The following is a 23,033-nucleotide window of genomic DNA, read 5'->3' on the forward strand; positions in this document are numbered from 1 at the left end:
ATTGTGGCGGCATGGTCGCTGCTGCGTACATGCCCCAGGTGAAAGGATTCCCCGAAACAGTGGTCGAGCAGGCGCTGGATGACGCGCTGGGCAGCAGCACAGCCGTTCCAGTATTGGCGATCAGCGGCCTGCAGGGGAGCGGCAAATCGACGCTGGCCGCGCAGGTGGTCGCCCGTGCCCAGGCTCGTGGCCTGAACGCCGCAACGCTCTCCATCGACGATGTCTACCTGACCCGCGCGCAGCGCCAGCGCCTGGCCCGGCAGGTGCATCCGTTGTTGATCACCCGTGGACCGCCAGGCACCCACGACCTGCCACTGGCGCACGCGGTACTGGATGCAGTGGCCGCACGACAGCCGCTGGCCCTGCCCCGCTTCGACAAACTGGCCGACGAGCGCCTGCCCGAAGCGCAGTGGCCCCACCTCGAAAAGCCGCTGGACCTGCTGGTGTTCGAGGGCTGGTTCCTCGGCACTCCGGCGCAGGACGAGGCCGAACTGGATACTCCTCTGAACGCCCTGGAGCGGGAGGCCGATGGCGATGGCCGCTGGCGGCGCTGGTGCAACCAGGCGCTGGCCCGCGACTATCCGGCGCTGTGGCAGCGCTGCGACCGCCTGTGGTTCCTGCAGCCCCCGGATTTCTCGGTGGTGCCGCGTTGGCGCTGGCAGCAGGAGCAGAACCTGCAGGCGGCCCAGCCGGGCCGGCACGGCATGAGCCGGCCACAGCTGGAGCGCTTCGTGCAGTACTACGAGCGGGTCAGCCGGCAGGCATTGCGTGCGCTGCCGGCCATTGCCGACCGGATGGTGGTGCTGGATGCGCAGCGCCAGGTGCTGGGGCTGCGCTGAGCAGGCTCACTCCACCAGGAAGGTGATCCGCAGGTTCACCCGCCATTCGGTGATCTCACCGTTGCCGTCGGTGACCACCTTGGTCTCGTTGATCCAGGCGCCCTGGATGCCCTTGACCGTCCCGGACACCTTCTTCAATCCGCTGCGCACCGCGTCCTCCACGCTCTTGGGCGAGGACGCATTGATTTCGATGACCTTGGCAACCGACATGGCAGGTACTCCGTCAGGCGCGGGAAACCCCGCAGGAACCTCCACCCTGACGTGAAGAACGTAAAGGCCAAGGCACGGAGGTGTTAGCATCAGAGGGCATGAATCCCGCTCCGAACCTGATCCTGATCGGCCCGATGGGCGCCGGTAAAACCTGCATCGGCCGCCGCCTCGCCGAGCGCTTCACGCTGGACTTCGTCGACGTCGACCAGGCCATCGTCGATGCGACCGGGGCCAGCATCCCCACGATCTTCGAACACTCCGGCGAGGCCGGCTTCCGCGCCCATGAGCGCCAGGCACTGGCACAGGTGCTGGCCGGCCGTGGCCAGCTGGTGTCCACCGGCGGTGGTGCCGTGCTCGATCCGGACAATCGCGCCCTGATCGCCCGGCGTGGCTTTGTCGTCTACCTCCGGGTCAGCGTCGCGGCCCAGCTGGAGCGCCTGTCACGCGACAAGGCGCGCCCCCTGCTGCAGCGGCCGGACCGCGAACAGGTACTGCAGGATCTGGCCGCGCATCGCGACCCGCTGTATCGCGAGCTGGCCGATGTCACCCTTGATACCGACCCGTTTACCGCAGCCGATGCGACCGCCCAGCTTGTGCTCAAGCTGGCCACGCACTGGCAGCGACAGGACCCCACTGCATGACTTCCCCTGCCCTGCTGCAGGTCGCCGTTGGCGGCGACCGCCCCTACTCCATCACCATTGGCGCCGGCGCCCAGACCGAAGGTTCCGCGCTGGCCAACCATGTACGTGGCCGCCATGTGCTGCTGGTCAGCGACAGCGAGGTTGCGCCGCGCTATCTGGATGCCGTCAAACAGACCCTGCTGGCCGCACGCCCGGACCTGATCGTGGGTGAGCATGTGCTGGCTGCCGGCGAAGCCTCCAAGACCCTGGCCGAGTTCGGCTCGGTCATCGAGGCGCTGGCTGCGCTCGGCGCAACCCGGGATGCCTGCGTGTTCGCCCTCGGCGGCGGTGTGGTCGGCGACCTTGCCGGCTTTGCCGCGGCCTGCTGGATGCGCGGCGTCGACTGCGTGCAGCTGCCGACCACGCTGCTGGCGATGGTCGACTCCTCGGTGGGCGGCAAGACCGCCGTGGATATCCCGGCCGGCAAGAATCTGGTCGGCGCGTTCCATCCGCCGCGTGCGGTGATCGCCGATACCCGCGTGCTGGCCACCCTGCCGCCGCGTGAACTGCGCGCCGGCCTGGCTGAAGTGGTGAAGTACGGTGCGCTGGGTGATGCGCTTTTCTTCGAGTGGTTGCAGCAGCATGCCGACGCCCTGGTGGCCGGCGAGGATGCCGTGATCGCCGAAGCCATCGCCCGCAGCTGCCGGCACAAGGCGGCGATCGTCGAGCGCGATCCCTTCGAGAAGGGCGAACGCGCCCTGCTCAACCTCGGCCACACCTTCGGCCACGCCATCGAAACCGAACAGGGCTATTCCGCGCCGGGGCGCGATGCGCTCAACCACGGTGAAGCCGTGGCGGTGGGCATGGTGCTGGCCGCCCGCCTCTCCACCCAGCTGGGCCTGGCCGAGGACGCCGACCGTGTGCGCCTGCAGGCCCTGTTGGAGCAGTTGGGCCTGCCGGTGGCAATCCCCGCCGGACTGGACCCGCAGGCCCTGCTCGGCCGCATGCGCCTGGACAAGAAGAACGTGGCCGGCCGCCTGCGCCTGGTGCTGTGGCGCGGCATGGGCCGTGCCGAAGTGGTGCCGGATGTGGATGAAGCGGCGGTACTGAAGGTGCTGGGCGAAGGCTGACCGCTTCCGCGTTCGCCGGGCATGGCCCGGCGCCACCGGGGAGGTTTCATGAGGTTGCCGGCCAGCGGCCGGCACTACCGCGTTGCGGCAGGGGTCACACCACCCCCGCTACAATCGACGCCATGCACGTCCACCTGCAACAACCCGCCGACGGTGCCCAGGCACCGCGCTTCCTGCGCCTGACCCTGGTCCCGGACCTGTTCGGCGGCTGGGAGCTGCTGCGCGAATCCGGCCGCGTCGGCGCCCGCTCGCAGCTGCGGCGCGAGCTGTACCTCAAGGCCGACGAAGCCCGCCACGCCTACGAGAAGGCCCGCGATGCCGAACTGCATCGGGGCTTCCAGATTCTTTCGCACGGCGACTGACTGCGCCGCTGCCCTTTTCGCCCAAGGAATGCCCACTGTGACCAGCCCTCTCCGCAACGATCGCCTGCTGCGCGCCCTGCGCCGCGAACCGGTGGACTGCACCCCCGTCTGGCTGATGCGCCAGGCCGGCCGCTACCTGCCGGAATATCGCGCCACACGGGCCAAGGCCGGCAGCTTCCTGGCCATGGCCAAGAACCCGGAGATCGCCTGCGAAGTCACCCTGCAGCCGCTGCGCCGCTTCCCGCTGGACGCGGCCATCCTGTTCTCGGACATCCTCACCATTCCCGATGCAATGGGCCTGGAGCTGTACTTCGTCGAAGGCGAAGGCCCGAAGTTCCGCCACCCGGTGCGCGATGAAGCGGCCATCGCCAGGCTGACGGTCCCGGACATGGAACAGGACCTGGGCTACGTAATGGACGCGGTACGCCTGATCCGCCGCGAACTGGACGGCCAGGTGCCGCTGATCGGTTTCTCCGGCAGCCCGTGGACACTGGCCTGCTACATGGTCGAAGGCGGCGGCAGCAAGGATTTCGCGCGCATCAAGGCGATGGCGCTGAATCATCCGCAGGCCCTGCACCGCCTGCTGGAGGTAACCACCGACGCGGTGATCGCCTATCTCGGCGCGCAGCGCGCGGCCGGTGCGCAGGCCCTGCAGGTGTTCGACACCTGGGGCGGCGTGCTGTCGCCGGCGATGTACCGCGAGTTCTCGCTGCGCTACCTGCAGCGCATCGCCGAAGGCCTGGAGCGCGGCGAAGGCAGCGAGCGCACGCCGCTGATCCTGTTCGGCAAGGGCACCGGCCTGCACCTGGAAGCGCTGTCGCAGACCGGCGCCGATGCGCTCGGCCTGGACTGGACGCTGGACCTGGATGAAGCACTGCGCCGCACTGGCGGGCGCGTAGCCCTGCAGGGCAATCTGGACCCGACCACGTTGTATGCCTCGCCCGATGCGATCGCCGCCGCGGCCGCACGCGTACTCGACACCTATGCCGCCGGCAATGGCGGTTCGCGCGAGGGCCACGTGTTCAACCTCGGCCACGGCATGTCGCCGGACATGGACCCGGCCCATGTACAGGTGCTGGTCGACGCGGTGCACGCGCACAGCCAACGCTGAGCATTCCGCATGCAGTCGCGGCGCGATGTTGATCGCGCCGTGACCCGCAGTGCGCGATCATGGTGCCCCCACGCTGCACCGGCCCCACCCCATGTCCACAGCGCCATCGACCTACACCCGCCAGCGCCCACTGCTGTGGCTGGTGTCCTTGGCGATCTTCATGCAGATGCTGGACTCGACCATCGTCAACACGGCGCTGCCGGCGATGGCGGCCAGCCTCGGCGAAAGCCCCCTGCAGATGCAGTCGGTGGTCTTCAGCTACGCACTGGCCGTGGCCACCTTCATCCCCGCCTCCGGCTGGATCGCCGACCGCTACGGCACCCGTCGCACCTTCCTGGTAGCGATCATCCTGTTCACCCTCGGCTCGCTGGCCTGCGCCTTGGCCCAGCACCTGCACCAGCTGGTCGGCGCACGCGTGCTGCAGGGCATCGGTGGTGCGATGCTGCTGCCGGTCGGGCGCCTGGCGGTGATGCGCTCGGTGCCTCGCGAGGACTTTCTGCGTGCGATGAGCTTCATCGCCATCCCCGCACTGGTCGGTCCGCTGATCGGCCCGACCCTGGGCGGCTGGCTGGTCGAAATCGCATCATGGCACTGGGTGTTCCTGATCAACCTGCCGATCGGCGTCATCGGCTTCATCGCAGCGATGAAGATCATGCCCGACCACTACGCCAGCCACCGCACCCGTTTCGACCTGCGCGGCTACGCCATGCTGGCCTTTGCGATGGTGGTGCTGTCGCTGGCACTGGATGGCATCTCCGGGCTCGGCACACCGCACGCGCTGGTGATGCTGATGACCGTGGCCGGCCTGGCTGCGCTGGTCGGCTACTGGCTGCACGCGGCAAATTCAACGGCACCGCTGTTCTCGCTGGCGCTGTTCCGCGTGCCCAGCTATCGCATCGGCATTCTCGGCAACCTGTTCTCGCGCATCGGCAGCAGTGCCATGCCGATGCTGATTCCGCTGCTGCTGCAGGTCGGTCTTGGCCTGGGGCCGATGAACGCCGGCCTGATGATGGTGCCGGTGGCGGCCGCGGGCATGGTGTCGAAGAAGTTGGCGGTGAAGCTGGTTGAACGCTACGGCTATCGCCGCGTACTGATGACCAACACCGTGCTGGTCGGCCTGGCGATGGCCAGCTTCATCCTGATGACACCGGGCCAGCACCTGAGCGTGCGCCTGCTGCAGCTGGCCTTCTTCGGTGCGGTCAATTCGCTGCAGTTCACCGTGATGAACACCGTCACCCTGCGCGACCTGGATCGCGAGTTCGCCAGTTCCGGCAACAGCCTGCTGTCGATGGTGATGATGCTCGCCGCCGGCTTCGGTGCGGCAGCTGCAGGCAGCCTGCTGGCCGCGTTCGGCACGCAGCTGGAAGGCCACGGCGCGACGGCTGCGCTGCATGCCACGTTCCTGTGCGTGGGCGCGATCACCCTGACCTCGACGCTGATCTTCTGGCAACTGCCCGACACCAAGCCGGAGCCGCGCGAGGTCGAGCACGTAGCGGAGTAGTGGGTTCGGCAGGGCTGCGCCCTGCACCTGCAGAGGCCAGAGCAACGGCAACAGCCGAAGCAACAGCAACAGCTTGCTATCCGTGGGATGGCGGGGTGGGTCCGGTTGCGGGGGACGCCGTAAATACGTCCCTGTAGCAACTGTGTTGAGAGAGGGGCCTCGGCCCCTCCGACAGTCACGCACGGTAGTGCCGGCCGCTGGCCGGCAGCCTTTTGGGGCACGCGCAGACTGGCTTCAGGCGGGGATCGATCCGCCTTGAGCGTCACGCATGCGGGCGTTGAGAATCACCAGCATCTTCCGCATCACCGCCACGATGGCTACTTTTCCTTCTTTGCCTCGGGCTCGCAGCGACTGGTAGAAATCGCGCAGTCGAGGTTCATGCCGCATGGCCGACATGCTGGCCATGTAAAGCACCTGACGGATCTCGGCCCTGCCGCCATGGATGCTTCGTTTGCCGCGCATGGTTCCGCTGTCGTGGGACATGGGTGCTACACCGACCAGACTGGCGATGGCCTTGCCGCTGATCTTGCCCAGCTCCGGCAGATAGCTGGCCAATACCGCCTGCAGGACAGGGCCCACGCCTTTCATCGACTTCAGTACCGCCAGCTGAGGTTGCTGGGCAACCTGCTCGGCAATCTGCTGTCCCAAACGCCCAACCATCCTCTGCAGGCGGCTGATGTTGGCTTGCAGCAGTCGGCGCAACTCACGATCGGTCACCATCTCCTGCTGCTGGCGCGCTACGGTCAGGGCTTCCATCGTCTGTCGACGCGCCCGCACAAATTCCCGCAGCTTTTGCTGCCAGGGCTCCAGTGGCTGATAGGCGGGCAGTTTCACCAAGGCCGCCATCTGCGCCAATGCATAGGCATCCAGACGGTCGGTCTTGGCCACCTGGCCCATTCCCTGGGCCAGCCTGCGAGCCCGCAGCGCGTTGGCACGGACCACCGCATGACCGGCGTTGTGCAGGAAGTTCAGTACTGACTGTTCGTAGCCCCCAGTGGCCTCCAGCACGATCTGGCTCACCGGATGTTTCCTCAACCAGAGATCCAATTCAGCGAAACCCGAAGCGCTATTGCTGACCTGCAGCACCTCTCCATCCGTCGTGCCGACATCCAGTTGGCGCTTGCTGACATCAATCCCGATCCCGTTCATCACCGGACTCCGTATAGTCTGGAAGGGTCGAGAGCTCCCCCGCTTGCCCAGTCTTATTACTGCGAGTGTCAGCTCCAGCAACTGTTCGGGCGGATCAAGGGAGATTCCGGCGTGGGCGCCAAGCTCCAAGGCGATCGTCGAGATCCAGGCTTACACGGCGGCCCACGCCGGCTCTCGACACCTACGCTGCCAGATTCCAATCAGATAAGGCTTGGCCGCCGCATCCATGCCGCGGACACCCCCGCAACCGGACCCACCCCGCCTTCGACAGATTTCCGCGATCTGTCGGAACGGCGTTCTGTGTTGGCTCTTGGGGTCAGATCCGTTTTCCGATGGAAAACGGATCTGACCCCAGAATTATTTCGATATCTGACAGAGATTTATCCAGGCATGGCGTGAATCCATCAGCCACCAGAAATCTGTCGAAGGTGGGGCGGTGTCGGATTGCGGGGTGTCAGCCGCATGGATGCGGCTGCCAAGCCTACAGGGACGTACTTGCGGCGTCCCCGCACTCCGACACCGCCCCGCCATCCCACGGAATGCCAGCTTTTGCTTCGGCTGTTGCCGTTGCTCTGGCCTCTGCAGGTGCAGGGCGCAGCCCTGCCGAACTTCTACCGCCCCAGCACGCGGGCGATCGCTTCCACCAGCAGCTCACCGGTCACCGGCTTGCGCAGGAAACCACCGATGCCCGCCGCTTCCACCTGCTGCTGCAGATCGGGGTCGGTACGCGCGGTCACTGCCAGCAGCGGCAGCGTGTAGCCCTGGTTGCGCAGATGCTGGGCGAGTTCGAAACCGCTCAGGCCCGGAAGATCCAGATCAAGCAGGCCGACATCGAAATCACCTGCGCTGATCTCACGCAGTGCGGCCAGCGCGTGGGCGGCGTGGACCACCTCATGGCCACGGGTCGCGAGCAGGCCACACATCACATCGGCCACGGTCGCATCGTCCTCCACCAGCAACACCCGCAGCGGTGGCATGTTGACCGCGGCAGCAGCAGCATCACTGTCGGAACCTCCGTCGCTGGCCGCACCCTGTTGCAGCGGCAGCGGCAGGCTGACACCGAAGCAGGTACCGCTGCCCAGCTGGCTTTCCACGCGGATCCGGCCCTGCATGGCCAGTGCCAGCTCGCGGCAGATCGCCAGGCCCAGGCCGCTGCCACCGTACTGCGCGGCCGTGCGCGCGCCATCAGCCTGTTCGAAACGCCGGAACAACCGTTGCTGCTGCTCCTGGCTGATGCCCGGGCCGGTGTCGCGCACCTCGAAATACAGCCCACGCGGCCCTTCCTCGCAGCGCGCGTGCAGGGTGATGCTGCCGCGGCTGGTGAACTTGACCGCGTTGGAGAGCAGGTTGAGCAGGATCTGTCGCACCCGCATCGCATCGCCGGTCGCTTGCAGCCCTGCCGGCAACTGGTTGTCGAGGATGAACCGCAGGCCCTTCTGCGCAGCCAGCGGTCCCATCAGCGCGGCCAGATCCTGCAGCAGACGATTGAGACCGAACGCATTGGATTGCAGTTCCAGGCGCCCGGACTCGATCCGCGCCAGATCCAGCGCATCGTTGACCAGATGCAGCAGGTGCTCACCCGCATGCCGGATCGACTGGGTGTAGCCGCGCTGCTGCGGATCCAGCGGCGAGGCCAGCAACAGTTCACTCATGCCCAGCACGCCGGTCATCGGCGTGCGGATCTCATGGCCGAGATTGGCGAGGAAGCGCGTCTTGGCCGCCGAGGCGTGCTCGGCCAGATCCTGCTTGTGCAGGGCGAGCTGATAGGCGTGCTGGCGCTGCAGCCGGCGCCGGTAGAGCCAGGCGAACCAGCTGGTCAGCAGCAACGCAATCGAGGCCAGCACCAGCAGGCCGGACAAGCTGCGCCACCATGGCGGCTGCACGTGGAATTCCAGGGTCTGCACCCGCGACCACACGTGGTCGGCCGAGCGCGCCTGCACTTCCAGCCGGTAGGCCCCGGGTGGCAGGCGTGAGAACAGGCGCTCGCCTGCCGGGCCCACCTCGACCCAATCAGGGTCATAGCCGGCCAACCGGTAGCGGTAGGTGTTGGAGGCCGAATCGGCGAAGGACAGCAGGCGCGCGACGATACGCAGGTCGCGGTCGCCATCGGCGATCTGCAGCGGCGTGTCATGGGTCAGGTCCAGCAACTGTTCGTTGCGGCGCACCTCCACCCGCTCGATCACAAGCGGCGCACGCCGGGTGGAAGGCCGCACCTGCTCAGGATCGAATACCACCACACCAGCGGGGGTACCGGCCACCATGCGCCCAGCGGCGGAGGCAATCAGGGTGTGTTCGCGGAACTCCTGGCTGGGAAGCCCATCGTGCACCCCGTACAGGCGTACGCTCTCGCCATCGGCACTGACCCGCACCAGGCCACGGGCACTGGTCGCCCACGCCACGCCCTGTGCGTCGACCACCAGACCGGTGGCGGAGATCGCCGGATAGCCCTGCTCCGCGCCCACTACCGCCTGCCGTTCCAGCCTGCCCTGGCTCCAGAGGTAGCGCGACAGGCGACCATCTTCGGACAACCAGACCTGCCCGTCCTTGCCGACGTGCAGGGCATACACCGCCGTGGCCGGCGCGCCGGGCACCGGCTGGAAGCGCTGCGCGTCCGGTTGCCATTGCAGCAGGCCACGGCTGCTGGCCAGCCAGATCCGGTCCTGCGGACCGCATTCCACGTCCAGATTGAGCTGACCCGCCTGCAGACCGTCCTGGCCGTTTTCCAGCTGCCGGCGCACGTGCCCGTCCAGGTCGCGCTGCTGCAGGCCCGCCGACAGCATCAACCACAGGCTGTCGCCATCGCAGGTCATCATCGCCTCGATGTTGCCTTCCATGGTCGCGTCGGCACCGGCATCCCGGCCCCAGCGCCGCAGCTCGCCCCGGCGCGGGTCGTAGCGCATCAAGGCGTCGGTCGAACCCACCCACACCCGTCCCTGCCGGTCTTCGCGCACCGACGTCAGCCAGTGCATGCCGTTGACGAAGGTGCGGTGCTGCTCGATCACGCCCGTGCGTGGATTGAAACGGTCCAGCGCGCCATGGCTGCCGACGGTCCACACGCCACCATTGCTGGAGGGGCTGGTACCCAGCACATAGGAATTGCGCAGCGAGGACGGATCATCCTCCAGCCGCGAGAACACCGAGAACTGCCACCAGCGCGGCAGTAGATGCCACAGGCCGGCATTGGTGCTGGCCAGCCAGATGCCGCCTTCGCGATCCTCATAGGCGCCGGTCCAGTTCGGCCGCACCAGGCCACGGGCGATGGCGCTGTACAGCGGCACTGTCTGGTAACGGCCATCGATGCCCCGGCCCAGGCCACTGCGGGTATCCAGCCAGTGCCCGCCCTGCTCGTCGCGCAGCATCATGCCCAGCACCTGGTCGCCGGCCGGCAATGTCCAGGGCACGGATTCGAAACGGCCATCCGGGCGGCGCACGGTGGCCCCGGCCATCGTGCTGATCCAGAGGCTGCCGTCGGGCTCGGCGGTCAAACCATTGATCAGCAGGCTGGGCACCAGGTCGCCGCCGATGCGTTCGAAATCGGTGCCGGTCCAGCGCGCCACACCATGCTTGGTGCCGACCCACAGGCTGCCGTCGGCAAGCGTGGCCAGGTACGGTACCGATGCGGCCGGCAGACTGCGCGGGTTGTTGGCTTCGGGCAGGAACCGCTGCAGGCGGTCATTGCTGTCCAGCCGGTACAGGCCGCCCTCGTGGGTGCCGAACCAGATCGCGCCATCCGGCGTCGCAGCCAGGCTCCAGACCGTATTGCTGCCCATCAGTGGCTGGCTGCTGCGGTCGTAGAAGCGCAGCTGCCGGCGATCGGCCGACATCCGCACCAGGCCGGCATTTTCAGTGCCGATCCACAACTCGTTGCGGGCATCGACCAGCACGCTCCAGATGCGGTTGTCGCGCAGGCCGTCTTCGGAACGCCAGATGCGGTAATTGCGCCCGTCGTAGCGGGCCAGGCCATCGTTGGTGGCAATCCACAGGTAGCCGTAGCGGTCTTCGGCCATGCGGTTGACGGTGTTGGACGGCAACCCATCGAACACGGTGACCTGCCGCGGCGAAGGTGGCACCGGCTGCGCGGCAGCGGGCGCCAGGCAGCACAGCAGCAGCATCAGCAGCGTCACTGCCCGCAGATACACCACCGATGGCCTCCTCACGCTGCTGTTGATGATGCCCACGCCGTGGGCGTCGGCATGGTAAACCGAAAGTTGCGGGATTCACGCCGCAAGATGCCGTACTCAGCTGAGGATCTGGCGTTTACTGCGCGCCTGGGCAATCGCCGCCACCAGCAGATCGCCGGTCACCGGCTTGCGCAGGAAACCATCGAATCCGGCCGCAAGCACCTGGGTCTCGGCATAGGCATCCGAGCGCGCGGTAACGGCCACCAACGGCAGTTCGTAGCCCATCGCGCGCAGCTGGCGGGCGATGGCGGTGCCGTCGAGTGCCGGCAGGTCGAGGTCGAGCAGGCCGACATCGAATCCCTCGGTGGATATCTCCGACAGTGCGCCCAGGCCATGCAGCACGTGCACCACCTCATGCCCGCGGCCGCGCAGCAGGCCAGCGATGACCTCGGCAACGGTTGCATCGTCCTCGACCAGCAGGATGCGCAGTGCAGGCAGGGTCGGCGACGCTGCCTCACCAGGGCTGGAGGCCTGCTGCCGGCTCCATGGCAGCGGCAGCCGCACTGCGAAACGTGCGCCGCGCCCCGGCTGACTGTCGACATCGATGCGGCCGCCCATCGCCACGGCCAGCTCCTGGCAGATCGCCAGACCCAGCCCGCTGCCGCCATAACGCGAGGCGGTGCGCGGGCCATCGGCCTGTTCGAAGCGGTGGAACAGGCGCTGCTGCTGTTCGGCATTGATGCCCGGCCCGCTGTCGCTGACTTCAAATGTCACCGCGCCACCGTCCTCGTCCAGACGCGCCGCCAGACCGACATGGCCGCGCTCGGTGAACTTGATCGCGTTGCCCAGCAGGTTCAGCAGGATCTGGCGGACGCGCATCTCATCGCCACTGACGCAGATCGGGCCAGGCAATGCATCCCCGCGCTTGAAAGCCAGCCTGCGCTGTTGTGTCATCGGCTGCATCAATGCCTGCACCTGGTCCAGCAGTCCGCCCAGGTCGAACGGCCGGATGTCCAGTTCAAGCCGGCCGGCCTCGATCCGTGCCAGGTCCAACGCATCGTTGACCAGCCGCAGCAGATGGCTGCCGGCCTGCTGGATCGAGCCGGCATAGCTGCGCTGCACCGGATCCAGTTCGGTGGCCAGCAGCAGTTCGCTCATGCCCAGTACGCCGGTCATCGGCGTGCGCACTTCGTGGCCCAGGGTCGCCAGGAAGCGGCTCTTGGCCTGCGATGCCTGCTCGGCGATCTGCTGCTTGTGCACCGTCAACTGCCACTGCTGGCGCCGCCGCAGCCGCCTGCGGATCGACCACAGCAGTGCCAACAGCAACAGCGAGCCCAGCATCACGTAGCCGAAGATCGCCATGCCGCTGCGCCACCAGGGCGGCAACACCTTGATGTGCAGCTGCTGCGAGGGTGTCCACGGGCCACTGGCCGATGCGGCCTGCACCTCGATCGAATAGGCCCCGGGCGGCAGCCGCGACAACGTACGCTGGCCATCCCCGCCCTGTTCCACCCAGTTCTGGTCGTAGCCCTCCACACGGAACCGGTAGCGGTTGCCCTGCGGGTTGGCATAGGACAACAGCCGCGCATCGATCTGCAGGTCACGGTCATCGGGCCCCAGCAACAGCAGGCCGGAGGTCGGCAAGGGCTGCCAGCCGCGCGCATCATCACGACGCACGCGCACCTGCGCGATCACCAGCTGCGACGGTGGCAACTCGACATCCGCAGCATTCGGATCGAAGCCCACCATGCCGGTCTGGGTAACGGCCAGCACCCGGCCATCCGCATCGATCGCCGGCGGGCGTCCGGTGAACTCGGCATCGAGCAGGCCATCGCGCTCATTGAATATCTGCAGGCGACGCTGTTTCGGATCCCAGCGCAGCAGGCCACGCGGTGTCGTCGCCCACAACTGCCCGTTCGCGGCCAGGGCCAGCCCACCCATGCTGACCGGCGGCACTCCGGCGCCAGCATCGACGCGCTGGATCAGGCGCAGGCTGAGGCCATCCCACTGGTAGCGTTCAAATGCGCCCTGGCGTGCGATCCACATCTGCCGGGGATCGATCCACACCAGATCGTAGATCGGGCCCCTGGAAACGCCGGGTACCGCTTCGAAGCGGTCACCCTGCTCGCGCAGGATGCCCATTTCCCCCATCACCCAGGCCCGCCCCGTGGCATCGAAGCGGATCTGTTCGACCGGTGCATCGGTATCACCACGCAGCATGGCGCCATCGAAACTGCGCAACAGGCGGCCCTCGGCACTGCGCTGCTGCAGGCCCAGATTCATCACAGACACCCAGACCGTGCCATCAGGCGCCTGCCGCATCAGATCGATCCGCTGCCGCAGGTCGGAGCCGCCGCCGATGCGCCAGTCGCGCAGCGCACGGGTGGCGGGGTCATAGACGCTGATGCGTCCGGCGCGGCCCAGCCATAGCCGCCCATCGGGACGTGGCAGCACCGACCACACCGCGCCACCGCCGAGCTCGCGGTCGCTGGCCAGCAGCCTCAACGTCCCCTGCGCATCGATCTGGTAGACACCATGGGCAGAGCCAACGTAGTAGCTGCGACCGTCACTGGCGGCGCTCAACAGGTACTGGCTGTCGAGCGGTTTGCCATCAAGCTGGTACCAGGTCGAAAAACGCCGCCAGTCTGGCGGAAGGTAGGCCAGGCCCTGGGTCAACAACGCGACCCACAGCCCTCCTTCATGATCCTGCAGCAGGTCGAGCACGCCACTATGGCCCGTCAGGAAGCCACTGCCACGGTCGCCTTCCAGCTTGCGCAGCACCTGGCCGTCACCGCGCAGCAGGCCATCGGAGGTTCCCGCCCAGTAGCCTCCGCGGCTGTCGGGCAGCACCAGTGCCGAACGCAGACCGGCGCTGTCGGCCCAGGCAGGTCGCGTTACCCGATCCTGCGCATCGATGCGGTACAGGCCGTCGTTCTGTGTGCCGACCCAGACTGCGCCATCGGCATCGCGGCTCAACCGCAGCACACTGACCGCTGCCAGTTCGCGCGGCGCCACTACTTCAAAGGCCTGGCCATTCCAGCGCGCCACGCCGGCTTCGGTTCCCACCCACAGCCGTCCCTGCGCATCAACCAGACTGCTGAAGACGGTGTCGCTGGGCAGCCCACCGGGCTGCGCCGGATCATGCTGGAAATGTCGCAATGAGCCATCTTCGCCGAAGCGGCAGACCCCATGACTGCTGCTGCCGATCCATAGCGCATCCTCGGCATAGGCCAGCGTCCAGAACTGTCCCTGGCAGCCTTCAGTGACGGAATCGAAGGTCTTGAAGCGCTCGCGATCGGCATCCAGGCGGGCCAGCCCCTTGCCGTTGATGCCGACCCATACCCGGTCGAGCGGGTCGACCAGCAGGGTTTCGATCTCGTTGCCGGGCAGCGAATCCGGTTGTGCCGGGTCGTGCTGCCACACCCGCAGTTCACCACCGTCATAGCGGGCCAGGCCGCCGTCGGTGGCAGCCCACACACGGCCCTGACGGTCTTCGGCCAGCGCGACCACCATGCGCGAGGGCAACCCCTCGGCCGCGCCGAAACGGCGCAGGCGCGGCGTTTCGCCGGCCATGTCCAAGGTCGCGGCTGCCGCGGAAAGCGCCAACAGCACCAGACCTGCTCCTGCAATGCCTTGGCACCACCGGCGCCAGCCGCTCGTCATCCTGAACCCCCTGTCCTGTGCCGATTGTCACACAGGGCTGCAGCCATCGCTGCAACAGCCTGTTTCCGGCCACATCGGCACCACGAACTGTTGCAGCCATGCACACAGCGTTGCGCAGGGGCTATGGGTATGATCGAACAGTCTTTTTCCCGGAGTCCACCGCCGATGCGCCACTGCCTGGCCCTGCTGCCGATGCTGCTTGCCGTCGCCCCCGCCTGGGCAGGCAACGATGCCTACCGCATCGATCCGGTACACACCCGGGTGCTGTTCGCCATCGACCACGCCGGCTACTCGCAGGCGCTGGGTACGATCTCCGGAAGCCAGGGCCAGCTGCAGTTCGATAGCGACAACTGGCGCGATGCAACGCTGGACGTCGAGATTCCGGTAGCACGACTGGACCTGGGTGATGCCAAGTGGAACCAGGCCACGCTGGCGCGCAGCCTGCTCGATGGCGAACGCTTTCCCACCGCCCGCTTCGTCTCCCACCATGTCGAACCGATCGACGCGAAACGTGCCCACGTGACCGGGACATTGACCCTGCGCGGGGTCAGCCAGGAGGTCACGCTGGAGGTGACCTTGAACCAGGTCAAACGCTATCCGCTGCCGCCGTTCCGGCGTACTGCAGGATTCTCCGCCACCACGACACTGAGCCGCCGCGCCTTCGGCATCACCGCCTGGCCGGGCGTGATCGGTGATGCGGTGCAGGTGCGGATCGAGGCTGAAGCCACGCTCGACCGCAGCGATTCTCCGGGAACTCCCGCGCCCCAACCCCACTCCGACAGCCAGACGGCCACCAAGGACCCTTCATGACCGCCAAGAACACCCCCGCCGCCTGGGGGAGTGTCAGCCAGACCCTGCACTGGCTGATCGCATTGCTGATTCTCGCCCTGGGCATCGTCGGCCTGACCATGGGCGAACTGCCGAAGACGCCCAAGTATTTCTGGGTCTATACCGCGCACAAGTCGATCGGCATCACCGTGCTGGCACTGGTGGTGCTGCGCCTGGGCTGGCGCCTGTATGCGGGTGCCCCCAAGCCGGTACCCGGCGTGCCGGGCTGGCAGGAGCGCATCGCCAGCGCCACCCATGTGCTGCTGTATGTGCTGATGTTCGCCATCCCGTTGTCGGGCTGGCTGTACGACTCGGCCAGCGGCCTGCGCCCGTTCCGCTGGTTCGGCCTGGTCGAGGTGCCCAAGCTGAGCGGACCGGACCCGCAGGTCGTGGCGGTTTCCCATGCCCTGCACGAATACGGCTTCTGGCTGTTGATCGCGGTGGTACTGGCCCATGCCGGTGCTGCCTTCTACCACCACCTGTTCCAGCGCGATGCCACCCTGTCCCGGATGTTGCCGCGTGGCTGGCTCGCCTCTCCCCAGAAGGACTGACCGATGAACCTGAAACTGACCACCCCGGCCGCCGTGGCCGCCGCCCTCGCCGGCATGCTGGCCACCGCACCGGTGCTCGCCGCCGATTACGCCCAGGCGCCAGGTGCCGGTTCGTTCCTGGCCTTTGCCACCAAGTACGACGGTGAAGTGTTCACCGGCAGCTTCCCGGGCTTCGCCACCAAGCTCAGCTTCGACCCGGCCAATCCGGCTGCGGGTTCGCTGGACGTGGTGATTCCGCTGGCCGGCGCCAAGAGCGGCAACAGCGATCGCGACTCCACCCTGCAGGGCGCGGACTTCTTCAACGTCGGCAAGTTCGCTACTGCACGCTACACCGCCAAGGGCTTCCGCGCGCTTGGCAACGACCAGTTCGCCGCCGATGGCACGCTGGAACTGCGCGGCGTCAGCAAGCCGGTCACCTTCACCTTCACCTGGAAGCCCGGCGCGCAGCCGGTGCTGACCGGCAAGGCCACGGTCAAGCGCCTGGACTTCGGTGTCGGTGGTGGCGACTGGGCCGATACCAAGACCATCCCGGACGAAACCGCGATCAGCACGATCGTGAAATTCGACGCGAAATAAGACGCCTTGGCGTCCGCGGTAGCGCCGGGCCATGCCCGGCGGCTTCCCCCGATGGCCGCGCTTCGCGCTCGCCGGGCATAGCCCGGCGCTACCTGCCCGCAGCCAACCAGGCCTGCACCGCAGCCGCATCAAACGGCCAGTCCAGCTCCCGCCCGCCGGTCTCATCACGCAGCACCGGCACCCGCGCCCCATAACGCGCCTCCAGCGCCGGCTGGTCATCCAGGAACACCGATTCGAACTCGGGCGCCCGCGCCTTGGCCAGTTCGGCCAGGGCCATGTCACACAGATGGCAGTCGTCACGCTGGAACAGGGTCAACACCGGGGTTTGCTCCCTTGGCGGAAATGCTGCGCCGCAGCCATGGAAGTGCGGCGTGAACCGCTAGAATAGCGGTCTCTCCCGGTACCCGCAGTACGGCAACCATGGCTGTCAGCACGTTCGACGTTTTCAAGATCGGCATTGGCCCGAGCTCCTCGCACACCGTCGGGCCGATGAGGGCCGCCGAGCGTTTCATCCATCGCTGGCTGCTCGACCCGGGCAAGCTGGGGGAGGTCGCACGCATCCGTGCCGATGTGTACGGCTCGCTGGCGCTGACCGGTCGCGGCCACGGCACCGACAAGGCGATCCTGCTTGGCCTGGAAGGGCAGCGTCCGAACCTGATCGACCCGGACATCATCCCGTCCACGCTGGAGCGCATCCGCAGCAGCAAGCGGATCATGCTGATGGGCCAGCACGAGATCGCCTTCGACGAAAAGCGCGACCTCGGCCTGAACAAGCGGCAGAAGCTGCCCTACCACACCAACGGCATGCGCTTCACCGCGTACAACGCCGATGACGAAGTGCTGGCCACCCGCGATTACTACTCGGTGGGCGGTGGTTTCGTGGTCAACCAGGACGACGCGGCCGATGACCGCATCGTGCCTGATGAAACGCCGTTGCCCTACCCGTTCAAGAGCGGCGACGAGCTGCTGGCGCAGACCGCACGCAGTGGCCTGAGCATCGCCCAGTTGATGTTCGAGAACGAGAAGTGCTGGCGCACGGAAGACGAGATCCGCGACAACCTGCGCGAGATCTGGAGCGCAATGCAGGCCTGCGTGGCGCGCGGTATCCGCGAGGAAGGCGTGCTGCCGGGTGGCCTGAAGGTGGGCCGCCGCGCGCCGGCGCTGTACCGCGAGCTGTCGTCGAAGCCGGAAGCGGCGATGCGTGATCCGCTGACCACGCTGGACTGGGTCAACCTGTACGCGCTGGCCGTGAATGAAGAGAACGCCGCCGGTGGCCGTGTGGTCACCGCGCCCACCAACGGCGCGGCGGGTGTACTGCCGGCGGTGCTGCACTACTTCGACCGCTTCTGCCCCGGCGCGAACGAGCAGCGGGTGTTCGACTTCCTGCTGACCTCGGCGGCGATCGGCATCCTGTACAAGGAAAACGCCTCGATCTCCGGCGCCGAAGTGGGCTGCCAGGGCGAGGTCGGCGTGGCCTGTTCGATGGCCGCCGGTGGCCTGGTCGCGGCGCTGGGTGGCAACCCGAGCCAGATCGAGAACGCGGCGGAAATCGGCATGGAGCACAACCTGGGCCTGACCTGCGATCCGATCGGTGGCCTGGTGCAGATTCCGTGCATCGAGCGCAACGCGATGGGTGCGGTGAAGGCGATCAACGCCTCGCGCATGGCCATGCGCGGCGACGGCAAGCACAAGGTGTCGCTGGACAAGGTCATCAAGACCATGCGCGATACCGGCCGCGACATGCAGGACAAGTACAAGGAAACCAGCCGCGGCGGGCTGGCGGTGAACGTCATCGAGTGCTGATGGTTGGCGCAGCCAGGCATGGCCTGGCTCTACTGTGCAGCCGAGAATGGCCTGGCTCTACTGTGCAGCCGAGCATGGCCTCGGCTCTACAGCGGACAACACCGTCCCCGCTTTCCGGTTAGGCTCGGGCATCCCCTGCTCCGGAATGTCCCATGCGTGTGATCGCTGCTGCCCTGCTTGCCTGCGTTCCGTTGTCCGCTCTCGCCGCGCCGGCCTACGGGCCGCGGCTGGAGGGGTTCGATTACGGCTATCCGGTGAAGACCTTTGCGTTGGAATCGCAGCGCCAGCCGCTGGAGATGGCCTATCTGGATGTCGCGCCGAAGAAGAAGCCGATCGGCGTGGTGGTGCTGCTGCATGGCAAGAACTTCTGCGCAGCGACCTGGAAGGAGACGATCAAGCCACTGGTGGCTGCAGGCTACCGGGTGATCGCACCGGACCAGGTGGGTTTCTGCAAATCGAGCAAGCCCGAGCGCTACCAGTATTCATTCGGGCAGCTGGCCGACAACACCCATGCGTTGTTGCAGCAGCTGCAGCTGGGTGACGTGCCGGTGCATGTGGTCGGTCATTCGATGGGCGGCATGCTGGCCATCCGCTATGCGCTGATGTATCCGCAGGAACTGCGCAGTCTGTCGCTGGTCAATCCGATCGGGCTGGAGGACTGGAAGGCGCTGGGCGTGCCCTGGCGCAGCGTGGACGCGTGGTATGCCGGCGAAATGAACATCAGCTATGACAGCATCCGCCGCTACCAGCTGGACGTGTACTACGACGGCAAGTGGAAGCCGGCGTACGAACCGTGGGCGCGCATGCAGTCAGGCATGTACGAAGGCCCGGGCAAGCAGCAGGTCGCCTGGAGCCAGGCGTTGACCTCGGACATGGTGTTCAACCAACCCGTCGTCCATGAACTGAAGAACCTGCAGGTGCCGACCACCTTGTTCATCGGCCAGAAGGACCGCACGGCGATCGGCCGTGACCAGGCATCACCCGAACTGAAGGCGACGCTGGGCAACTACCCGGCACTGGGCAAGGCGGCAGCGGCGGCGATACCCGGCTCGACCCTGGTCGAGTTCGCGGCACTGGGCCATTCGCCGCAGGTGCAGGACCCGAAGCAGTTCAATGCGGCGTTGCTGAAGTCGCTGAAGGCGCGTTGACGTTCCATGACCGCCGGGCATGGCCCGGCGCTACCAGGATCGGTATCGGTAGCGCCGGGCCATGCCCGGCGAGCGCAGCGGCGGCTGGGGTCAACCCACGATCCGCAGCACGTCATCCAGCAGCGCCGCTGCGGTGACTTCCGCACCCGCGCCCGGCCCCTGGATCAACAGCGGCTGCGCGCGGTAGCGATCGCTGTGGATGGCCACGCGGTTGTCGGTGCCCGCGCCCTGTGCCAGCGGATGGTCGGCCGCCAGCTCACGCAGGCCTACCTGCGCACCCTCACCATCCACACGTCCGACAAAACGCAGCACCCGACCGTTCGCGCGCGCCTGCTGCCAACGCGCCTGCAGCGGTGCATCCAGCTGCTCCAGCGCATTCACTGCATCTTCCAGCGGCAACGCTGCCAGCGTATCCGGCACCAGTGAATCGACCTGCACCTGCGAAGCGTCCAGCGCCAAGCCGCTGCTGCGCGCGAGGATCAACAACTTGCGGCGCACATCCTCGCCGGAAAGATCCAGTCGCGGGTCCGGCTCAGTGTAGCCGGCCGCCAGCGCTTCACGCACCGCTGCCGAGAACGGTGACTGGCCGTCATACCGATTGAACAGCCACGCCAGCGAGCCGGAAAGCACGCCTTCGATGGCATGGATGTGGTCGCCACCGGCCACCAGCGCACGCAGGCTGCTGAGCAACGGCAGACCCGCGCCGACGGTGGCACTGTCGCCGTAGCGCGCACCGCTGTCGGCGCAACGGTCGGCGATGGCCTGCGCACGCGACAGGTGCGCGCCACGGCCGAGCTTGTTGGCGGTCACCACGTGCACGCCGCGCGCCAACCACTGCACATGGCGCGCCGCTACGTCTTCGCTGGCGGTGGCATCGACCACTACGTCACCACGCTCCAGCCCTTCGGCGCTGGCCCACGGCGGCGAACTCTGACCATCACGTGGCGCACGGCGTGCCAGTTCCAGCGGCAACGCCAGATCACGGTCGATCGCCAGCGCCGTGCGCGAATTGGCCAGCCACTGCACGCTGGGCAACTCCAGCCCACGTGCCTGCAGCGCCTGGTAGCGCTGTACGAAGGCCGAACCGACGGTGCCGGTTCCGAGCAGCGCCAAGCGGCCGGTACCCAGCAGCGGAATCTCGACAGGCAAAGCGCTCATGCGTCTGCCACCTGTTTGCCACGCGCCACCGCATCGATCACCGCCTCCGCACGCGCCAGTGCAGCGCCCAGATCCGCCAGCAGATCGCGCTCGCCTTCGATGCCAACCGACAACCGCAGCAGGCCTTCGCTGATGCCCGCAGCAGTGCGTGCTTCGGCCGTCATCGCCGCGTGGGTCATGGTTGCAGGGTGTGCGATCAGGCTCTCCACCCCACCCAGCGACTCGGCCAGCGTGAAGTAGCGCAGGCCATCGACAAACGCGCGCACAGCGGCATGCGGATCATCGCCGGCACAGCTGGCCAGTTCGAAGGACAGCATTGCGCCGAAACCACTCTGCTGGCGGGCGGCAACGGCGTGGCCCGGATGATCGGCCAGGCCCGGATAGTAGACCTTGGCCACCGCCGGATGCGCATCAAGCAGTGCCACGATCGCGGCAGTATTCTCCTGGTGCGCGCGCAGGCGTGCATCCAGCGTACGCAGGCCGCGCAGGGTCAGGAACGCATCGAACGGTGAACCGGTAAGGCCCAGTGCATTGCCCCACCACACCAGCTGTTCGTGCACGGCGGGATCGCGGGCAATCACCGCGCCGCCGACCACGTCGCTGTGGCCGTTGATGTACTTGGTGGTGGAATGCAGCACCACGTCCGCACCGAACGACAGGGGCTGCTGCAATGCCGGCGACAGGAACGTGTTGTCGACCACCACCAGCGCACCGGCCTTGTGCGCCGCGTCGATGACGAAGCGCAGGTCGGTGATGCGCAGCAGCGGGTTGGATGGCGTTTCCACCAGCACCAGCTTCGGCTGCGTGGCCAGCGCCTGGGCCAGCGCGCGCGGGTCGGTCAGGTCGGCGGTGACCAGTTCGAAATGGCCCTTCTTCGCCAGCGCGTTGAACAGGCGCCAGCTGCCGCCGTACGCATCATGTGGCACCACCAGGGTATCGCCGGGCTGCAGCAGTGCGTTCAGCACCAGGTTGATCGCGCCCATGCCGGTGGCCGTGACCACGCCACCGGCGCCGCCTTCCAGTTCGGCCAGCGCTTCACCCAGCAGGTCGCGGGTGGGGTTGCCACTGCGGGTGTAGTCGTACTGGCGCTTGTTGCCGAAGCCTTCAAAGCTGAAGTTCGACGACAGCACGATCGGCGGCGTGACCGCGCCATGGGCGGTGTCCCGATCGATGCCGGCGCGGACGGCGGCGGTGGTGCGACAACAGGACGGTTCAGCGGCGTGCAGGCTCATGCGGACTCTCCAGAAGTGCGGAAGGCGGTGGCGAGGATCGCGTCGATGCGATCGGTTTCTTTCAGGAAGGCGTCGTGACCGTAGGGCGAGCGCAGCACGCGCAGGCTGCCGCGCGGGCCCAGTCCCTCGACCAGGCCGACCAGGTCGGCAAGCGGAACCAGGCGGTCGCCTTCAACGGCAACCACCACGGTCGGCGGCAGGATCGCGCTCGGGTCCACGCGGTGCAGGTCGATCGACTCGGACAGACGCAGGTAGGCATTGACCGGCGTGCGCGCCACGTACTGCGCGCCTGCGGCGTCGAGATAATCTTCGGCGGCGACTCGGACGCGGCCATTGACTACTTCCGGTGCTGCGTCGAAGCGCTCGCCGAATTCTTCCGGCGTGCGATAGCTGAGCATCGCGAACTGGCGTGCCAGCGCCAGACCGTGGTCTTCGCCACACTGCAGCTGGCCCAGCGCCACGGCACGACGCTGCAGCGCACGCCAGGCGGCGGCATACGGATGCGGGCGGTGCGCGCCGCTGACCAGCACCAGCTGGCGTACCCGTGCGCGGTGGCGGATCGCGAACTGCTGGCCGACCAGCGCACCATACGAATAGCCGACGAACGCCTTCAACGTGCGGATGCCGAGGTGATCCAGCAGCAATGCCAGCGCATCGGCCTGGTCGGCGGTATCGATCGGCACATCCAACGCACCGTCGGCGCCGATGAAATCGAACGCGAGCACACGCAGCTGCTGCGGATCCAGTGCGCGACCACTGCCGACCAGGCCTTCGGCCCAGCCCTTCTCGGTGAACTGCGCATTGGAGGCCACATGGCGGTGCGCGGAAATGCCGCCGGCCAGCACCACCACCGGTGCGTTGACCGGACCGACCCATTCATAGCGCAGGCGCACCGGGCAAGGGCCGGCATGGCGCATCGACAGCACGGCGGCGAACTCGCCGCGCTCGGCGTGCACGCGGTCATCGACCGGCACGCTGACGGGGACAAAGGGTTCGGGGCGAAGCACGGTGCTGGTGGCGAAGCTCATGGC

19 protein-coding genes are annotated in these 23,033 nt (G+C 67.2%); 11 read left to right on the plus strand and 8 right to left on the minus strand.

Annotated elements, in window-relative coordinates; translation table 11 throughout:
• The first annotated feature begins 11 nt into the window (after positions 1–11).
• Entirely contained in the window at positions 12–839 is an 828-nt protein-coding gene (locus tag QP457_RS16405; RefSeq protein ID WP_205406278.1) for a kinase, read from the plus strand.
• Between the two features lie 6 nt (positions 840–845).
• On the opposite strand, the gene QP457_RS16410 is transcribed toward QP457_RS16405, so the two are convergent.
• Entirely contained in the window at positions 846–1,049 is a 204-nt protein-coding gene (locus QP457_RS16410) for a dodecin family protein (RefSeq protein ID WP_049465447.1), read from the minus strand.
• 98 nt (positions 1,050–1,147) lie between these two features.
• On the opposite strand from QP457_RS16410, the gene QP457_RS16415 reads away from it, so the two are divergent.
• The 5 genes from QP457_RS16415 (at position 1,148) to mdtD (ending at position 5,773) form a co-directional block, all read left to right on the plus strand.
• Positions 1,148–1,690: a shikimate kinase gene (locus QP457_RS16415; protein ID WP_099818888.1), complete on the plus strand. Its 543-nt coding sequence runs from the start codon at positions 1,148–1,150 to the stop codon at positions 1,688–1,690.
• Positions 1,687–2,799 (plus strand): 3-dehydroquinate synthase, encoded by a 1,113-nt coding sequence (aroB, locus tag QP457_RS16420; RefSeq protein ID WP_205406277.1) that lies wholly within the window; start codon positions 1,687–1,689, stop codon positions 2,797–2,799. The genes QP457_RS16415 and aroB overlap by 4 nt, the downstream gene beginning before the upstream one ends.
• A gap of 122 nt (positions 2,800–2,921) precedes the next feature.
• Positions 2,922–3,161, plus strand: coding sequence for a WGR domain-containing protein (locus tag QP457_RS16425; protein ID WP_099818886.1), 240 nt, complete (start codon positions 2,922–2,924; stop codon positions 3,159–3,161).
• Positions 3,162–3,189: 28 nt separating this feature from the next.
• Entirely contained in the window at positions 3,190–4,272 is a 1,083-nt protein-coding gene (hemE, locus tag QP457_RS16430) for a uroporphyrinogen decarboxylase (RefSeq protein WP_205406276.1), read from the plus strand.
• 91 nt (positions 4,273–4,363) lie between these two features.
• Positions 4,364–5,773, plus strand: a complete 1,410-nt coding sequence (gene mdtD / locus QP457_RS16435) for a multidrug transporter subunit MdtD (protein WP_100553245.1) — start codon at positions 4,364–4,366, stop codon at positions 5,771–5,773.
• 234 nt (positions 5,774–6,007) lie between these two features.
• On the opposite strand, the gene QP457_RS16440 is transcribed toward mdtD, so the two are convergent.
• From QP457_RS16440 to QP457_RS16450, 3 genes are all read right to left on the minus strand, one after another.
• The gene (locus QP457_RS16440) at positions 6,008–6,922 is read right to left on the minus strand and encodes an IS110 family transposase (protein ID WP_205406424.1); all 915 of its coding nucleotides are present in this window, start codon (positions 6,920–6,922) and stop codon (positions 6,008–6,010) included.
• 611 nt (positions 6,923–7,533) lie between these two features.
• The gene (locus QP457_RS16445) at positions 7,534–11,064 is read right to left on the minus strand and encodes a hybrid sensor histidine kinase/response regulator (RefSeq protein WP_205406135.1); all 3,531 of its coding nucleotides are present in this window, start codon (positions 11,062–11,064) and stop codon (positions 7,534–7,536) included.
• A 96-nt stretch (positions 11,065–11,160) separates the two neighbouring features.
• Positions 11,161–14,706, minus strand: a complete 3,546-nt coding sequence (locus QP457_RS16450; protein ID WP_205406136.1) for an ATP-binding protein — start codon at positions 14,704–14,706, stop codon at positions 11,161–11,163.
• 165 nt (positions 14,707–14,871) lie between these two features.
• Here QP457_RS16450 and QP457_RS16455 point away from each other — a divergent pair, with 165 nt between their 5' ends.
• The 3 genes from QP457_RS16455 to QP457_RS16465 are packed head-to-tail and all read left to right on the plus strand — an operon-like array spanning position 14,872 to position 16,661.
• A complete protein-coding gene (locus QP457_RS16455) occupies positions 14,872–15,516 on the plus strand; it encodes a YceI family protein (protein WP_100553248.1) in 645 nt (214 codons plus the stop codon).
• A complete protein-coding gene (locus QP457_RS16460; protein WP_099818881.1) occupies positions 15,513–16,085 on the plus strand; it encodes a cytochrome b in 573 nt (190 codons plus the stop codon). Before QP457_RS16455 ends, QP457_RS16460 begins: the two co-directional genes overlap by 4 nt.
• 3 nt (positions 16,086–16,088) lie before the next feature.
• Positions 16,089–16,661 carry a YceI family protein gene (locus QP457_RS16465; protein ID WP_099818880.1) on the plus strand — a complete coding sequence of 191 codons (573 nt, stop codon included), beginning with the start codon at positions 16,089–16,091 and terminating at the stop codon, positions 16,659–16,661.
• Between the two features lie 88 nt (positions 16,662–16,749).
• On the opposite strand, the gene QP457_RS16470 is transcribed toward QP457_RS16465, so the two are convergent.
• The gene (locus QP457_RS16470; RefSeq protein ID WP_100553251.1) at positions 16,750–16,980 is read right to left on the minus strand and encodes a glutaredoxin family protein; all 231 of its coding nucleotides are present in this window, start codon (positions 16,978–16,980) and stop codon (positions 16,750–16,752) included.
• Positions 16,981–17,081: 101 nt separating this feature from the next.
• Between QP457_RS16470 and QP457_RS16475 the strand changes: the two genes are divergently transcribed.
• A complete protein-coding gene (locus QP457_RS16475; RefSeq protein ID WP_089236487.1) occupies positions 17,082–18,464 on the plus strand; it encodes an L-serine ammonia-lyase in 1,383 nt (460 codons plus the stop codon).
• Between the two features lie 152 nt (positions 18,465–18,616).
• Positions 18,617–19,612, plus strand: coding sequence for an alpha/beta hydrolase (locus QP457_RS16480; protein ID WP_205406137.1), 996 nt, complete (start codon positions 18,617–18,619; stop codon positions 19,610–19,612).
• Positions 19,613–19,702: 90 nt separating this feature from the next.
• On the opposite strand, the gene QP457_RS16485 is transcribed toward QP457_RS16480, so the two are convergent.
• The 3 genes from QP457_RS16485 to QP457_RS16495 are packed head-to-tail and all read right to left on the minus strand — an operon-like array spanning position 19,703 to position 23,030.
• A complete protein-coding gene (locus tag QP457_RS16485; protein ID WP_191078151.1) occupies positions 19,703–20,770 on the minus strand; it encodes a homoserine dehydrogenase in 1,068 nt (355 codons plus the stop codon).
• Positions 20,767–22,002, minus strand: a complete 1,236-nt coding sequence (locus tag QP457_RS16490) for an O-succinylhomoserine (thiol)-lyase (RefSeq protein WP_205406138.1) — start codon at positions 22,000–22,002, stop codon at positions 20,767–20,769. Before QP457_RS16490 ends, QP457_RS16485 begins: the two co-directional genes overlap by 4 nt.
• Positions 21,999–23,030, minus strand: coding sequence for a homoserine O-succinyltransferase (locus QP457_RS16495; protein WP_205406139.1), 1,032 nt, complete (start codon positions 23,028–23,030; stop codon positions 21,999–22,001). Before QP457_RS16495 ends, QP457_RS16490 begins: the two co-directional genes overlap by 4 nt.
• Between the last annotated feature and the right edge of the window lie 3 nt (positions 23,031–23,033).

It is taken from the genome of Stenotrophomonas sp. As-7, assembly GCF_030291015.1.
GTDB lineage: Bacteria > Pseudomonadota > Gammaproteobacteria > Xanthomonadales > Xanthomonadaceae > Stenotrophomonas > Stenotrophomonas lactitubi.

Bases quoted from the DNA above. Each gene is read 5' to 3' on its own strand.
- QP457_RS16495 (WP_205406139.1), bottom strand. From the start codon at position 23,030: ATGAGCTTCGCCACCAGCACCGTGCTTCGCCCCGAACCCTTTGTCCCC.
- QP457_RS16425 (WP_099818886.1), top strand. From the start codon at position 2,922: ATGCACGTCCACCTGCAACAACCCGCCGACGGTGCCCAGGCACCGCGC.
- QP457_RS16485 (WP_191078151.1), bottom strand. From the start codon at position 20,770: ATGAGCGCTTTGCCTGTCGAGATTCCGCTGCTGGGTACCGGCCGCTTG.
- QP457_RS16455 (WP_100553248.1), top strand. From the start codon at position 14,872: ATGCGCCACTGCCTGGCCCTGCTGCCGATGCTGCTTGCCGTCGCCCCC.
- QP457_RS16480 (WP_205406137.1), top strand. From the start codon at position 18,617: ATGCGTGTGATCGCTGCTGCCCTGCTTGCCTGCGTTCCGTTGTCCGCT.
- QP457_RS16405 (WP_205406278.1), top strand. From the start codon at position 12: ATGGTCGCTGCTGCGTACATGCCCCAGGTGAAAGGATTCCCCGAAACA.
- QP457_RS16450 (WP_205406136.1), bottom strand. From the start codon at position 14,706: ATGACGAGCGGCTGGCGCCGGTGGTGCCAAGGCATTGCAGGAGCAGGT.
- hemE (WP_205406276.1), top strand. From the start codon at position 3,190: ATGCCCACTGTGACCAGCCCTCTCCGCAACGATCGCCTGCTGCGCGCC.
- QP457_RS16475 (WP_089236487.1), top strand. From the start codon at position 17,082: ATGGCTGTCAGCACGTTCGACGTTTTCAAGATCGGCATTGGCCCGAGC.
- QP457_RS16490 (WP_205406138.1), bottom strand. From the start codon at position 22,002: ATGAGCCTGCACGCCGCTGAACCGTCCTGTTGTCGCACCACCGCCGCC.
- QP457_RS16410 (WP_049465447.1), bottom strand. From the start codon at position 1,049: ATGTCGGTTGCCAAGGTCATCGAAATCAATGCGTCCTCGCCCAAGAGC.
- aroB (WP_205406277.1), top strand. From the start codon at position 1,687: ATGACTTCCCCTGCCCTGCTGCAGGTCGCCGTTGGCGGCGACCGCCCC.
- QP457_RS16440 (WP_205406424.1), bottom strand. From the start codon at position 6,922: ATGAACGGGATCGGGATTGATGTCAGCAAGCGCCAACTGGATGTCGGC.
- QP457_RS16415 (WP_099818888.1), top strand. From the start codon at position 1,148: ATGAATCCCGCTCCGAACCTGATCCTGATCGGCCCGATGGGCGCCGGT.
- QP457_RS16460 (WP_099818881.1), top strand. From the start codon at position 15,513: ATGACCGCCAAGAACACCCCCGCCGCCTGGGGGAGTGTCAGCCAGACC.
- QP457_RS16465 (WP_099818880.1), top strand. From the start codon at position 16,089: ATGAACCTGAAACTGACCACCCCGGCCGCCGTGGCCGCCGCCCTCGCC.
- mdtD (WP_100553245.1), top strand. From the start codon at position 4,364: ATGTCCACAGCGCCATCGACCTACACCCGCCAGCGCCCACTGCTGTGG.